This is a genomic window from Leisingera sp. ANG-M6 (genome assembly GCF_000813905.1).
Lineage (GTDB): Bacteria > Pseudomonadota > Alphaproteobacteria > Rhodobacterales > Rhodobacteraceae > Leisingera.
The window spans coordinates 58,971-73,059 of sequence record NZ_JWLG01000025.1 but is presented as its reverse complement, the minus strand read 5'-3'; the positions used below and the strand labels follow the sequence as shown (position 1 = coordinate 73,059).

At 63.8% G+C, this 14,089-nt stretch carries 11 protein-coding genes; 8 read left to right on the top strand and 3 right to left on the bottom strand.

The window, feature by feature from the left end:
* Nucleotides 1-26 precede the first annotated feature (26 nt).
* From RA24_RS19805 to RA24_RS19795, 3 genes are all read right to left on the bottom strand, one after another.
* Nucleotides 27-758, bottom strand: coding sequence for an SDR family NAD(P)-dependent oxidoreductase (locus RA24_RS19805; RefSeq protein ID WP_241480978.1), 732 nt, complete (start codon nucleotides 756-758; stop codon nucleotides 27-29).
* Nucleotides 758-1,492: an SDR family NAD(P)-dependent oxidoreductase gene (locus RA24_RS19800; protein WP_039193806.1), complete on the bottom strand. Its 735-nt coding sequence runs from the start codon at nucleotides 1,490-1,492 to the stop codon at nucleotides 758-760. The genes RA24_RS19805 and RA24_RS19800 overlap by 1 nt, the downstream gene beginning before the upstream one ends.
* A 67-nt stretch (nucleotides 1,493-1,559) precedes the next feature.
* Nucleotides 1,560-3,116, bottom strand: coding sequence for a trimethylamine methyltransferase family protein (locus RA24_RS19795; RefSeq protein WP_039193803.1), 1,557 nt, complete (start codon nucleotides 3,114-3,116; stop codon nucleotides 1,560-1,562).
* 470 nt (nucleotides 3,117-3,586) lie between these two features.
* On the opposite strand from RA24_RS19795, the gene repA reads away from it, so the two are divergent.
* The 8 genes from repA to hutU all read left to right on the top strand — a co-directional run bounded on the left by repA (nucleotide 3,587) and on the right by hutU (nucleotide 14,036).
* On the top strand, nucleotides 3,587-4,762 hold the full coding sequence (gene repA / locus RA24_RS19790; RefSeq protein ID WP_029204611.1) for a plasmid partitioning protein RepA: 1,176 nt from the start codon (nucleotides 3,587-3,589) through the stop codon (nucleotides 4,760-4,762).
* A complete protein-coding gene (repB, locus tag RA24_RS19785) occupies nucleotides 4,762-5,736 on the top strand; it encodes a plasmid partitioning protein RepB (RefSeq protein WP_039193800.1) in 975 nt (324 codons plus the stop codon). The genes repA and repB overlap by 1 nt, the downstream gene beginning before the upstream one ends.
* A gap of 182 nt (nucleotides 5,737-5,918) precedes the next feature.
* Nucleotides 5,919-7,061 carry a plasmid replication protein RepC gene (gene repC, locus RA24_RS19780; protein WP_039193798.1) on the top strand — a complete coding sequence of 381 codons (1,143 nt, stop codon included), beginning with the start codon at nucleotides 5,919-5,921 and terminating at the stop codon, nucleotides 7,059-7,061.
* Between the two features lie 354 nt (nucleotides 7,062-7,415).
* A complete protein-coding gene (locus tag RA24_RS19775) occupies nucleotides 7,416-8,741 on the top strand; it encodes an MFS transporter (RefSeq protein WP_039193796.1) in 1,326 nt (441 codons plus the stop codon).
* 105 nt (nucleotides 8,742-8,846) lie between these two features.
* Nucleotides 8,847-10,055 carry an imidazolonepropionase gene (hutI, locus tag RA24_RS19770; protein WP_039193793.1) on the top strand — a complete coding sequence of 403 codons (1,209 nt, stop codon included), beginning with the start codon at nucleotides 8,847-8,849 and terminating at the stop codon, nucleotides 10,053-10,055.
* Nucleotides 10,052-11,575, top strand: a complete 1,524-nt coding sequence (hutH, locus tag RA24_RS19765; RefSeq protein WP_039193791.1) for a histidine ammonia-lyase — start codon at nucleotides 10,052-10,054, stop codon at nucleotides 11,573-11,575. Before hutI ends, hutH begins: the two co-directional genes overlap by 4 nt.
* Nucleotides 11,572-12,357 (top strand): N-formylglutamate deformylase, encoded by a 786-nt coding sequence (hutG, locus tag RA24_RS19760; RefSeq protein WP_039193788.1) that lies wholly within the window; start codon nucleotides 11,572-11,574, stop codon nucleotides 12,355-12,357. The genes hutH and hutG overlap by 4 nt, the downstream gene beginning before the upstream one ends.
* Entirely contained in the window at nucleotides 12,354-14,036 is a 1,683-nt protein-coding gene (hutU, locus tag RA24_RS19755; RefSeq protein WP_039193785.1) for a urocanate hydratase, read from the top strand. Before hutG ends, hutU begins: the two co-directional genes overlap by 4 nt.
* The last annotated feature ends 53 nt before the right edge of the window (nucleotides 14,037-14,089 follow it).

The following is a 14,089-nucleotide window of genomic DNA, read 5'->3' as shown; positions in this document are numbered from 1 at the left end:
TATTTCGGACCAGAAAGAAGCGGCTGTCAGGGCAGGCTCAGCTTGGCCATCCGGCCGCCGTCCACGGTATAGACCTGGCCGGTTATGAAGCCCGCGTCCTCTGACGCGAGGAAGGCCGCCAGCGCCGCCACTTCTTCCGGCTTGCCGGTGCGGGCCACCGGGTGGATGCCGGCAATATCGCGGCGGAAAGCCTGTGGATCAGGCATCCCTTCGATGAGATCCATGTTGAGATCCGTGTCGATCCAGCCCGGCGCCACCGCGTTGCAGCGGATACCCTCAGGCCCGTGGTCCACCGCCACCGCACGGGTGAGCCCGTGCAGCCCCGCCTTGGAGGCGCAGTAGGCGGCGTGGCCGGGATTGCTGCCCAGCCCTTCAATCGATCCGGTATTGACGATGCAGCCCCTGGTCTTGCGCAAATGCGGCAGTGCCGCCTGGATCATCAGGAACGGCGCCGTCAGGTTCACCGTCAGGTTGCGCTGCCAGCCGGCGAGTGTCATCTCCTCGACGCGTGCCTCCTGCATCATGCCGGCATTGTTGACCAGCACATCCAGCCCCCCTGCCCTGCTGACCGCCTCGGCCACCACCTGCGCCGGGCTGTCCGGGTCGGTGAAATCCGCCGGGATTGCCTCAAACTCCGCATCCGGCCCGCGCTGCGCGGTGAACACCCGCGCGCCTTCGTCCCGCAGCCGCCGGGCAATTGCCAAACCGATGCCGCTGCGCCCGCCGGTGACCAGCGCTACCTTGCCCTGAAACCGCATCAAGACACCGGTTTCCCGCCGTTCACCTCCACCAGCGCGCCGCACATGTAGCGCGCCGCGTCCGAGGCCAGGAACATCACCACATCGGCGATATCCTCCGGCTCGGCAATCCGGCCCAGCGGCACCGTCTTGCCCAGCTCCGCAACGGCGCTGTCCGGATCAAAGCCGCGCTTGGCAAAACCGGTCCGCAGCATCGGCGTGTTCACCTCATTCGGGCAGACCGCATTGATGCGGATGCCCTGGTGGGCGTGATCCATCCCCATGCATTGCGTCAGCGAGGCAATCGCCGCCTTGGTCATGCAGTAGAGCGCGTGGTTCGGTCCCGGGTTTTTGCCCCCCCAGCAGGAGGAGGTATTGACGATGGCACCGCCGCCAGTTTGCGCCATGATCGGGATCGCTGCGCGGCAGATGCGGAACGGCGCCTCCACGTTCACGCCCATCGACAGGTCCCAGTCGGCGTCCGAGGTTTCGGTCACCGGGCCGCGGGTGATGACGCCGGCGTTGTTTATGACGATGTCCAGCCCGCCAAGCGCCTCTGCCGCCATCTGCGGCAGCCTGTCGGCGTAATCGGCATCCAGCAGATCGCCGGGCAGATGCGCCTCGGCCTCAATGCCGCTGGTATCGCGGTCGGCAACCGCCACGGTGGCGCCGGCGGCACGCAGGCGCTGAACGATGGAGGCGCCTATACCGCCCGCCGCGCCGGTGACCAGCGCACATTTTCCATGAAATTCCATTACGTTCCCTTTCCTGTCAAAAAAAAAAGCCCGCCCTATCGAAGGGCGGGCCAGTCGGGGAGGAAGCCTAGTAGCTTTGGTTCAGCTCATCCGCCGCGGGGATCTCCCGCTCGCGCCGGGCGATGTAATCCAGCAGTTCTTCGTTCTTTGCCTCGTCCAGCTTCGGCTCCTGATACTCCGCCAGCAACTTCTTGGCGCGAGTCAGGGCACGTTCGGTAATCTCGACGCTGCCCTCCGCCTGCCATTGCTCGATCGAGTTATTGTCGAACAGTTCCGGCATGAAGAACGCCTCCTGGAAGTTCTCCTGCGTATGCGGATGGCCCAGATAGTGGCCGCCGGGGCCGACATCCGGAACCGCGGCAATCGCCTGGTCGAAATCGTCCCATTTCGGGCCTTCCGCCATCCGGTAGGCCATCGCGCATTGCTCCGCATCGACGATGAATTTTGCAACCGAGCAGTGCATCCCGGCTTCGTTCCAGCCTGCCGAATGCCAGATATAGTTGGCGCCCGCATGTATCACCGCCGACAGGGTAGTGGCGGATTCATAACCCGCCTGCGCGTCAAACGTCTTGGCCCCGCCCAGCGTGTTGGAGGTCCGCCACGGCACATCGTAGTAGCGCGCCATCTGGCCGATCATGAAGTTCATCAGCGAAATCTCGGGCGTGCCCGCCATCGGGGCCCCGGATTTCATGCTGACGGTCGAGAGATAATGGCCGTAGATAGCCGGGGTGCCCGGGTTGCAGACCTGGGTATAAGCCAGCGCCGACAGCGCCTCTGCGTTCAGCTGCGCCACCGAGGCCGCGACAGAGGCCGGGGTGTTGGCGCCGCCCAGAACAAAGGGTGAGCACAGCACCGGCTGACGGCGGGCGCCAAAGGCGCGCATGGCGCCCAGCATGGTCTCATCCCAGACCAGCGGCGAGTTGCCGTTGCAGTTGCCGGTGGTGACCGGGTTGTTCATGATGAACTCTTCACCGAACAGGATGGCGCACATATCCATCACGTCCTCGGCGTTCTTGGGGCTGGTGGTCATGCCCATGAACGTCTTGTCGGAGTATTTCATCGACGAATAGGTGATGCGCAGATGGCGCTGGCTGATCGGATGGTCATACGGCTCCACGATGTGGTGCGCCGAGGAGTGCAGGGCCGGCATCATATGCGCCAGCTTATGGAACATCGCCAGGTCGTCCAGCATCGGGTTGCGGCGCACATCCTCCAGGTCGCGCAGGAACGGCGCGCCAGTCATCGGCACAAAGATCGAATGCTTGCCGCCCAGGCGCACGTTCTTTTTCGGATCCCGCGCGTGATAAGTGAAATCGCTGGGAATGGTCTTGATCAATTCCCGCACCAGGCCGCGGTCGAGGTAAACCAGTTCTCCCACGACCTTGGCCCCTGCCCTCTTCCAGTCCTCCAGCGCGATGGGGTCGCGGAACTGGACGCCCACATTCTCCAGAATGTCCATCGAGGCGTTGTCGATCTTTTCGACCTGGCCGCCGTCCATCACCTCGCACAGCGGGATGTTGCGGGTCAGCCCCGGCAGCATGTCGAACTTGGGCGCGGTGCGCAGGGCGCGGCGGGCGTTGCGGCCGCCGGAGCGGGCGCGGGTGGCAGTGGCTTGCTCAGTCATCGCAGGGGTCTCCTTTGACGGTGAGTTTCTCCAAATGAATCGGGTTTCACCTGCAGGATTGCGAAATCCGGTTGCAGAAACCGACACTCTGTCCGGCGGAACCGGCCTGGGGTCGGATCCGGTTTCTTCCGCTCAAGGCTCAGAATGTGCATTTAGAGCCTATACCGGCTGTTTTTCAGGGAATCTCTCTGACTTGTCGACTCGCCGGCCGCGCCGGTCTTGCGCATCATGCATACCCCAGCGAAAAATTATCCACAGGCCGTGAAAGCTCATTTGACCTTTGGCAATTTTCATAATTTCAATGAGTTACGGGAAATTCACCCGAAATGCACCGTGTATGGCGGAGAACCAAAACGCCCGGCTGCAACCTCTAACTGAAGGAATCTATTGCACAACTGCGTTCGCATTGCGTATAGAAACGATAAATAAAGCGCTGACGCAAAACAGCGTTACTATCGAGAGGGCAGCAGGTGGCAGTAGCACTCCACATCAATCAGCGTATCCGCGAGAACGCGGAGAACCTCAGTGCGGCCCTCAACAGCCACATGCTGGCAAGTTTTGCGCCGGATGCAAGGAAGGAATTGCGCCTGTTCAGCGCGGGAGAGGCAGCTGAGATGCTGGGCATCTCTCCCAGCTTCCTGCGCAAGCTGCATTTTGACGGCAAATTCCCCGAGGTGCACACCACGCCCGGCGGTCGCCGCCATTATTCTGCCGCCGACCTGATGGAGATGCGCAAGATCCTGGATGCCGCGGCCAAGACGCCGGGCACCTACCTGCGCGGGCGGCGTGAAGGCGACAAGGTGCAGGTGCTGTCGTTCCTGAACTTCAAGGGCGGCTCGGGCAAGACCACATCCTCCATTCACACCGCGCAGCGGCTGGCACTCAAGGGCTACCGGGTGCTGGCGGTGGACATCGACCCGCAGGCCTCGCTGACGACGCTTTTCGGCTACCAGCCGGAGGTCGATTTCCTCGAAACAGGGACGATTTATGACGCAATCCGCTATGAAGACCCCCTGCCCCTGCGCGACATCATCCAGGAAACCTATTTCGCCAATCTGGATCTGGCCCCCGGCGGGCTGATCCTGCAGGAGTTTGAGCACGAGACCCCGCAAGCGCTGATCAATAACGTGCAGCCCGCGTTCTTCTCGCGCATGGCCGCGGCGCTGCAGGAGGTCGAGAAGGATTACGACGTCATCATCTTCGACTGCCCGCCGCAGCTGGGGTATCTGACCATGTCGGCGCTTTGCGCCTCCACCGGTGTGATCATCACCGTGGTGCCGAATATGCTCGACATCGCCTCGATGTCGCAGTTCCTGCAGATGTCAGCCGAACTGCTGGATGTGGTTTCCAACGCCGGCGCCACGCTGGAGTTCGATTTCCTGCGCTTTCTCATCAACCGGTACGAGCCAAACGACGGCCCTCAGCAACAAGTGGTTGCATTCCTGCGGCAGCTGTTCGGCGAGGAAGTCATGGTTGCCCCAATGCTGAAATCCACCGCGATTTCCGATGCGGGCCTGACCCAGCAAACCGTCTATGAGGTCGAAAGGTCCATGTTTCACAGGTCAACCTACGACCGTGCGGTCGATTCACTGAATCAAGTTAACGATGAAATAGAATCGCTCCTTCAACAAGCATGGAGGCGTTGATGGCACGCAAAGGCATTCTCAGCACGGCACTCAGCAACCCCGCAGCATCCGCTCCGGGGCCGAAACCCAAGATGATGCCCCGCGGCGCGGTCGGGGCGCTGCAATCCTCGCTCAGCAAGCTGCAGGAAAGCGCGGTGCAGGAGATCGACGCCGCGCTGATCGACGACGCGGGCTACGAGGACCGGCTGGGCCTGGACGGCGCCGCGCTTAACCAGCTGAAGGAGAGCCTGCGGACCTATGGCCAGCAGGTGCCGGTGCTGCTGCGTCCGCACCCCAAGGCGCCGGGGCGGTTCGAGATCGTCTATGGCCGCCGCCGCCTGATGGCACTGCGCGAACTTGGCATGGCCGTAAAGGCGATGGTGCGCCAACTGGACGACCACGCGCTGGTGATGGCGCAGGGGCAGGAAAACACCTCGCGCCTGGACCTCAGCTTCATCGAGAAGGCATCTTTTGCGGCGCAGCTGCAGGACGGCGGCTATGACCGGCCGACAATTGCCGCGGCGCTGTCGATCGACCTGCCAATGGTGTCGCGGATGCTGAAGGTCGGCACCGCGTTTGAGCTGCCGTTCTTGCGGGCCATCGGCTCTGCCCCCGGCATCGGCCGCGACCGCTGGATGCAGATGGTCAAGCTGTTTGACGATCCCGCAGCGCGGGCCCGGGCAATCACCCGGACAAACCGGCCCGATTTCACCACTTTTGACTCCGACGGGCGGTTCGAGGCGGTTCTGACCCATGCCCAAGGCGTGAGCCAGGAGGTGAAAGCCCCCCCTGCCCCGCCGAAATCCCGCGCCCTGCGAGGCAGCAACGGCGCTGAGGTCGCAGGCATCAAGACAACCGCCAAGGGCATCACCCTGACGATCTCCGGCAAGCACGCGCCCGGCTTTGACGCCTGGTTCGACGAAAACGCGGAAGAGATCATGGCAGAGCTTCACGGCCGCTGGCAGCAAGACCAGCCCGAGCAGCCGGAAGACTGAGCAAGAGCAGAGAAAACAGGACAGGAGGCACGTAAACAGGCAAAAGAAAAGCCCCCCAGGACATTACATCCCAGAAGGCCGTTCTCAGATTTAGCACCTTTGGAATAGCCTCTCAGACTCCTTAGTGTCAACTCCATGCGCTGCATGGGGGCGGGAATTCTTTGTCTTTCGTGAAAATAATCATGGAACAGGCGTCCCAAATCGCATTTGGGCGGCAGGATCCGTGTGGCCAGCTGGCGGGTACCCACGACAAGTGGGACCTTCTGGCTGCGCTGACGCACGCCGCCGCGGAATTTGAACTGAGCCACCGCACCCTTGGCGTCCTGAAGGCGCTGCTGACGTTCTTTCCGGAGCGCGCCTTGCCTGCGGCGCCCGACAGCGCCATCGTGTTCCCGTCGAACCGCAAGCTGATGGAGCGCTTGAACGGGATGCCCGAAAGCACCCTGCGCCGCCACCTGGCCGCCCTCACCCGGATCGGCATTGTCAGCCGGAAGAACAGCCCCAACCGTAAGCGGTATGCGCGCCGCAGCGGCGAAGACATGGCCCTTGCCTTTGGCTTCGATCTCTCCCCCCTAGCCCGCCACGCAAGCCAGATCTTTGACGCCGCGCTAGACGCCAAGGCCCGTGCCGAGCGCCTGGCAGTGCTGCGCGACCGGGTTGCCGTGCTGCGGCAAGAACTGCTGGAGCTGGCGGAGGGCGGTGCTGACGTGCTGCTGGAAGCCGCCCGCAAACTGCTGCGCCGCAAACCATGCGCCACCGAATTGACCGCAATGGCCAACGCCCTGCAGGATGAAATTGCCAGCCGGACACCCGAAGAGCCTGCCCAGGAAACCAAACTTCCTGCACGCCAAATGAGCGGCCCTGACAGCCAAAATGAGCGGCACATACAGGATTCAGTAAAAAAAGATTCTGACTCTGAACAGACGGCCACGGAAGTGCCCAGCCCTCAGCCACAGCATTCTGTAGCAACTGGTGGACCGGCAAAGAAAGACACTGATCTGGCAGCGGTTCTGCGTGCCTGCCCAGAGGTTCAGACCTACTACCCCGGTGCATTGCGCAGCTGGCAGGATGCCGACCGCATTGCAGAAACCCTGTCGCCCATGATGGGGATCGAGATGCCGGTCCTAAGCGACGCACGCGCTGCCATGGGCCGCAAGGACGCGGCAACGGCAGTGATGTGCATGCTGGAGAAACTAAGCACCATCCGCAGCCCCGGCGCCTACCTCAGACGCTTGGCGCAGAAGGCGCGGGCGGGCCAGTTTTCCACAGCGCCGATGCTGAACGCACTGCTGCAGGCGGGGAACCGGGCGGAGATTGCCAGCTGACAATTTTCACAAGCTGCCGGTCTTCAGTGACTGGTTTGACGCGGTGAACACTGGATTTCGGCTTCTCCAGTACAGGAGCCAGAAGTGAATTGTCAGCTGACAACTTTTGGGAATACCGCGAAGCCCGCCCTGCGCGTGAAGCCGGTTTCCACCGGGGAACGGATGTGGACCGGCGCAGAGTTTGAGGTTGAAAATCACCGGCGGCGCCTCCCGGCACCGGCTACTTTTGACTGAAATTGTCAGCTGACAATTTTCTTCTTTTGCTTGGCGCTCCGGCTGCAGTGGACCATTGCTTTCCGCGCCGGGCCGCGGTCACAGTGGCGGGGATATTCCCAGCCAGAAGGCAAGGCCTGCATGCTCTCTATCCTGAAGAACCGAACCTACCGGCACCTGTTCCTCGCCCAGATCGTGGCGCTCAGCGGCACCGGACTTGCGACCGTGGCGCTTGGCCTTCTGGCCTATGATCTGGCCGGGGAGCGCGCGGGTGTGGTGCTGGGCACAGCATTGACGATCAAGATGGTGGCCTATGTCACCGTGGCCCCGGTTGCCGCCGCCTGGGCTGAACAGGTGGACCGGCGCCGGATGCTGATCGCGCTCGACATGGTGCGGATGGCGGTTGCGGTTTGCCTGCCGTTTGTCACGGAGGTCTGGCAGGTCTATCTGCTGATCTTTGCGCTGCAGTCCGCATCGGCCGGGTTCACGCCCGCCTTCCAGGCCTCGATCCCCGATGTGCTGACTGAGGAGAAGGACTATACCCAGGCGCTGTCGCTGTCGCGGATGGCGTATGAGCTGGAAAGCCTCATCAGCCCGATGCTGGCGGCGGCGCTGCTGGTTTTAGTCAGTTCCTCGACGCTGTTCTGGGGCACCGCGGCTGGGTTTGCGGCCTCGGCCTTGCTGCTCGTTTCAATCATTCTGCCGTCGCCAGCGCCCAAGGCGCCGCGGCCCATTTGGCAGCGCACCACCCGCGGCATTCGCAACTATCTGCGCACACCGCGTCTGCGCGGGCTGCTGGCAATGAACTGGGTGGTCTCGGCAATGGCCGCGATGGTGCTGGTCAATACAGTGGTGCTGGTGCGCGCCGGGCTGGGGCAGGGGGAAAGCGCGGTGGCGCTGGCCTTGGCCTGTTTCGGCGGCGGCTCGATGCTGTCGGCGATGCTGCTGCCGCGGCTGCTGGAGCGTGCTCCTGACCGCAGCGTGATGCTGGCGGGCGGCGTGCTGGGGACTGCCGCATTGGGGCTGCTGGCGCTGGCAGCACTGGCACTGCCGCTGAACTTTGCACGGCTGGCAATTGCCTGGTTCGTGATCGGCCTTGGCTATTCCGCCGTGATGACGCCTTCAGGGCGGCTGCTGGCACGTTCTGCCCATGCAGCGGACCGGCCTGCGATCTTTGCCGCACAGTTCACCCTGTCGCATGCCTGCTGGCTGGTCTTCTATCCGCTGTCGGCCTGGCTGATGGCGGCCTGGGGGTCAGGGGCCGCAATGCTGGTGCTGGCGCTGCTGGCCGCCGCAGGGCTGTTCGCCGCGCAGCGCCTTTGGCCTGCGGACAGCGCAGCACCGGTTGCGCATGAGCACCCGGACCTGCCGCCTGACCATCCGCATCTGCAGGGCGGCCACCCGCATGCGCATCCGATCATCATCGACGATCTGCACCCGCGGATACCGCAGAAAGAGGGTCTCTAGCATCGCCGGGCCAAGTCGCAGCCTATTCATTTTATGACTAGACATAATCGCCTAAATGAGTAGCTTATTGCCAAACCGGCAACCAAGCGACTCGGGGAGATTTGCGTGACTGGCAACTATGTTCTGACAGGCGCCAAGCTGGCCACGATGGCCGGCTCAGATGCGCTTTACGGGCTGATTGAGGACGGGGCCGTTGCGGTTTCGGACGGGAAAATCGTCTGGGCCGGGCCGCGGCAGGAATTGTCAGCTGACAATTTTCCCTGGAAGCATGTCGATCTGGACGGACGGGTGGTAACGCCGGGCCTGATCGATTGCCACACCCATATTGTTTTCGGCGGCAACCGCGCGATGGAGTTTGAGATGCGCCTGAATGGGGCGTCTTATGAGGAAGTCGCAAGGGCAGGGGGCGGCATCGTCTCCACCGTGTCCGCCACCCGCGAGGCATCGCTTGAACAGCTGGTGCAGGATGCGCTGCCCCGCCTGGATGCGCTGATCGCCGAGGGCGCAACGGTTGTGGAAGTGAAATCCGGCTACGGGCTGGACCTGAAGACCGAACTGAACATGCTGCGCGCCGCCCGCCGTCTGGGTGAACTGCGCCCGGTGACGGTGAAAACCACCTTCCTTGGCGCCCATGCCCCGCCCGGCGAATACAAAGGCCGGGACGACGACTACATCGACGAGATCTGCATCCCCGCCCTGCGCGCCGCCCATGCGGAGGGGCTGGTGGATGCGGTCGACGGCTTCTGCGAGAACATCGCCTTTGCCCCGGCGCAGATCGAACGGGTGTTCAAGGTGGCGCGGGAGCTGGGTCTGCCGGTGAAACTGCACGCCGAGCAGCTGAGCCATCAGGGCGGCACCGCATTGGCGGCGCAGTACGGTGCATTGTCAGTTGATCACGTGGAATACGCCACCGAAGACGACGCCAGGGCGATGGCCGCGGCGGGTTCTGTTGCGGTGATCCTGCCGGGTGCGTTCTACACCATCCGAGAAACCCAAGCGCCGCCGATTGAGCACTTCCGCGCCCACGGCGTGCCGATGGCGCTGGCGACCGATTGCAACCCCGGCTCCTCACCGCTGACCTCCTTGCTGCTGACCATGAACATGGGCTGCACCCTGTTCCGCATGACGCCGGAGGAGGCGCTGGCAGGCGTCACCTGCAACGCAGCGCGCGCGCTGGGACTGGCGGACCGCGGCCAGATCGCCGCCGGCATGCGCGCCGACCTGGCGGTCTGGGACGTGGAGACGCCCGGCGAGCTCGCCTACCGCATCGGCTTCAACCCGCTTTACACCCGTATCTATGAGGGAAAACGATGATCGAGATGATCCCCGGCACCGTGACGCTGTCCACGCTGGAAGATATCTACCGCAACCTGACCCCGGCCAAGCTGGATGCCTCGGCGCGTGAGCCGGTGGAGGCCGCCGCGCAGATGGTGGCGGATGCTGCTGCCGGAGAAGAAGCGGTTTATGGCATCAACACCGGCTTCGGCAAATTGGCCTCGACCAAGATCGCACCGGCTGACACTGCCACCCTGCAGCGCAACCTGATCCTCAGCCATTGCTGCGGGGTAGGGGAGGCGCTGCCGGAGGACAAGACCCGGCTGATGATGACGCTGAAACTCTTGTCGATGGGCCGCGGCGCGTCGGGCGTGCGCTGGCTGGTGATTGAGCAGATCGAACAGATGCTGGCGCGCGGTGTGGTACCGGTGATCCCGTCGCAAGGCTCCGTTGGTGCATCGGGCGACCTGGCGCCGCTGGCGCATATGGCAGCGGCGATGATCGGGGCAGGGGAGGCCACCTTTGAAGGCACCCGCATGTCCAGCGCGGAAGCGCTGAAAAAGGCCGGATTAGAGCCGATTGTGCTCGGTCCAAAGGAAGGCCTGGGGCTGATCAACGGCACCCAGTTCTCGACCGCTTGCGCGCTGGCCGGCTTGTTTGACGCCTGGCGCATGGCTGAAGCCTCGATGGTGATTGCCTCGCTTACCACAGACGCGATCATGGGCTCCACCGCGCCGCTGGTTGCCGGCATCCATAGCTTGCGCGGCCATGCCGGGCAGATCGATGTGGCGCGGGAAATGCGCGGCATCATGGACGGATCGGAAATCCGCGAAAGCCACCGCGAGGGCGACACCCGGGTGCAGGATCCCTATTGCATCCGCTGCCAGCCGCAGGTGGTGGGCGCGGCGCTGGACGTGCTGCGGATGGCCGCCAAGACGCTGGAGATCGAAGCCAACGCCGTCACCGACAACCCGCTGGTGCTGGTGAACGAAGGCCGGATCGTCTCGGGCGGCAACTTCCATGCGGAATATGTGGGCTTTGCCGCCGATCAGATCGCGCTGGCGGTGGCCGAGGTTGGCGCCATCGCGCAGCGCCGGGTGGCGCTGATGGTGGACCCGACGCTGAGCCACGACCTGCCGCCGTTCCTGACGCCTGATCCGGGCCTCAACTCTGGTTTTATGATTGCCGAAGTCACCACCGCCGCGCTGATGAGCGAGAACAAGCATCTGGCCAACCCCTGCGTGACCGACTCGACCCCGACCTCGGCCAACCAGGAGGACCACGTCTCGATGGCCGCCCACGGCGCCCTGCGGCTTGCCAGGATGAACGCCAATCTGTCGGTGATCCTCGGCGTTGAAATGCTCTGTGCCGCACAAGGGGTGGAGGCGCGTGCGCCGCTGCAAACCTCGGCCCGGCTGCAGGACGTGCTGGCAATGCTGCGCTCTGACATCCCCGCTCTGGCAGAAGACCGCTATCTGGCGCCCGACATTGAAGCTGCCAGCGCCATGGTCCGCGCGGGCCGGGTTGCGGATGCCGCTGGCGTGAAGGTGGCGGCATGATCGAAGTGACCCAAGGCACCTCGCCGCTGGTGCTGGGGCTGCCCCACACCGGCACCGATGTTCCGCCGGAAATCTGGGACAGCCTGAACGAGACCGGCCGGGCGCTGGCCGATACCGACTGGCACATTCACGACCTTTACACGGGGCTGGTGGAGGACATCACGACCGTCCGCACGCCGATCCACCGCTATGTGATCGACGTGAACCGCGACCCCGCAGGTATCAGTCTCTATCCAGGGCAAAACACCACCACTCTGGTGCCGCTGACGGATTTCGACGGACTGCCGATCTGGCAGGAGGGCAAGGAGCCGGACGAGGCGGAGATCACCCGCCGCCGCGACGCCTATCATGCGCCCTATCACGCGGCGCTGATGGCGGAGCTGGAGCGGGTGAAGGCGATTCACGGCTTTGCCATCCTCTACGACTGCCACTCGATCCGCGGCGACATTCCGTTCCTGTTCGAAGGCCGCCTGCCGGATTTCAACGTGGGCACCAACATGGGCGAAACCTGCGACGCGTCGATCGAGGCGCTGACCGTGGCCCATTGCGAGGCGGCGGAGGGCTATACCTCCACCCTCAACGGGCGTTTCAAGGGCGGCTGGACCACCCGTCACTACGGGCGGCCCGCGGACGGGCTGCACGCGATCCAGATGGAACTGGCGCAGGCGACCTACTGCCAGGAAAGCCCCCCCTGGACCTATCTGCCGGAGCGCGCGGAACAGCTGCGCGCCCATCTCACCCACATTCTGACTGATCTCAAAAACTGGAGGCCCTCGGCATGAGCGATCCCCGCAAGAACACCCGCGACATCTTTCCGCCCACCGGCCCGGAAATCACTGCCAAGCATTGGGTCACCGAGGCGCCGATGCGGATGATGATGAACAACCTGCATCCCGACGTCGCCGAAAACCCGCATGAGCTGGTGGTCTATGGTGGAATCGGCCGCGCGGCGCGCACCTGGAAGGATTTCGACCTGATCGTCGAGACCCTGAAGAACCTGGAAGAAGATCAGACCCTGATGGTGCAGTCCGGCAAGCCGGTCGGCGTGTTCCAGACCCACAAGGACGCGCCGCGGGTGCTGATCGCCAACTCCAACCTGGTGCCGCATTGGGCCAACTGGGACCACTTCAACGAGCTCGATAAAAAGGGCCTGATGATGTACGGCCAGATGACGGCCGGCTCCTGGATTTATATCGGCACGCAGGGCATCGTGCAGGGCACCTACGAGACCTTTGCCGAGGCGGGCCGCCAGCATTACGGCGGCGACCTCAAGGGCAAGTGGATCCTGACCGGCGGCCTGGGCGGCATGGGCGGCGCGCAGCCGCTGGCCGCTGTATTCGCCGGTGCCTGCTGCCTGGCGGTGGAGTGCAACCCGGACAGCATCGACTTCCGCCTGCGTACAAAATACCTGGACGAGAAGGCCGAGACCCTGGACGAGGCGCTGGAGATGATCGAGCGCTGGACCGCCGCAGGCGAGGCGAAATCCGTGGGCCTCTTGGGCAACGCGGCAGAGATCTTCCCGGAGCTGGTGAAGCGCGCCGAAGCAGGCGGCATCCGCCCCGATATCGTGACCGACCAGACCTCCGCCCACGACCCGGTCAACGGCTACCTGCCGCTGGGCTGGACCATGGGCGAATGGAAAGAGCGCCGGGAAACGGACAAGAAAGCGGTGGAAAAGGCCGCCCGCGCCTCGATGAAGGTACAGGTCAAGGCGATGTGCGATTTCCACGCGATGGGCGTGCCCACGGTGGATTACGGCAACAACATCCGCCAGATGGCGCTGGAGGAGGGGCTGGAGAACGCCTTTGACTTCCCCGGCTTTGTGCCCGCCTATATCCGCCCGCTGTTCTGCAAGGGCATCGGCCCGTTCCGCTGGTGCGCGCTGTCGGGCGACCCGGAGGATATCCGCAAGACCGACGCCAAGATGAAGGAGCTGTTCCCGGAGAATGAAGGCCTGCACCGCTGGCTGGGCATGGCGCAGGAACGCATCGCCTTCCAGGGCCTGCCCGCGCGGATCTGCTGGATCGGCCTGGGTGATCGCCACAAGGCCGGCCTCGCGTTCAACGAGATGGTCCGCAATGGCGAATTGTCAGCGCCGGTGGTGATTGGCCGCGACCATCTGGACTCGGGCTCTGTCGCGTCTCCGAACCGTGAGACCGAGGCGATGATGGATGGCTCCGACGCGGTCTCCGACTGGCCGCTGCTGAACGCGCTGCTGAACACCGCCTCTGGCGCCACATGGGTGTCGCTGCACCACGGCGGCGGCGTTGGCATGGGCTTCTCGCAGCATTCCGGCGTGGTGATCTGCTGCGACGGCACCGAGGACGCCGACCGCCGTATCGGACGGGTGCTGTGGAACGACCCGGCCACTGGCGTCATGCGCCACGCGGATGCGGGGTACGACATCGCCAAGGATTGCGCGCGCGAGCACGGGCTGAACCTGCCCGGCATTCTGGGCTGACGTCCGAGCGAGAGAAAGGCAGAAATCCGGCGCGGATTTCTGCCATGAAAAAT

Coding starts and splice junctions, on each gene's coding strand:
- RA24_RS19805 (WP_241480978.1), bottom strand. CDS start 758: ATGCGGTTTCAGGGCAAGGTAGCGCTGGTCACCGGCGGGCGCAGCGGC.
- RA24_RS19800 (WP_039193806.1), bottom strand. CDS start 1,492: ATGGAATTTCATGGAAAATGTGCGCTGGTCACCGGCGCGGCGGGCGGT.
- RA24_RS19795 (WP_039193803.1), bottom strand. CDS start 3,116: ATGACTGAGCAAGCCACTGCCACCCGCGCCCGCTCCGGCGGCCGCAAC.
- repB (WP_039193800.1), top strand. CDS start 4,762: ATGGCACGCAAAGGCATTCTCAGCACGGCACTCAGCAACCCCGCAGCA.
- repC (WP_039193798.1), top strand. CDS start 5,919: ATGGAACAGGCGTCCCAAATCGCATTTGGGCGGCAGGATCCGTGTGGC.
- RA24_RS19775 (WP_039193796.1), top strand. CDS start 7,416: ATGCTCTCTATCCTGAAGAACCGAACCTACCGGCACCTGTTCCTCGCC.
- hutH (WP_039193791.1), top strand. CDS start 10,052: ATGATCGAGATGATCCCCGGCACCGTGACGCTGTCCACGCTGGAAGAT.
- hutG (WP_039193788.1), top strand. CDS start 11,572: ATGATCGAAGTGACCCAAGGCACCTCGCCGCTGGTGCTGGGGCTGCCC.
- hutU (WP_039193785.1), top strand. CDS start 12,354: ATGAGCGATCCCCGCAAGAACACCCGCGACATCTTTCCGCCCACCGGC.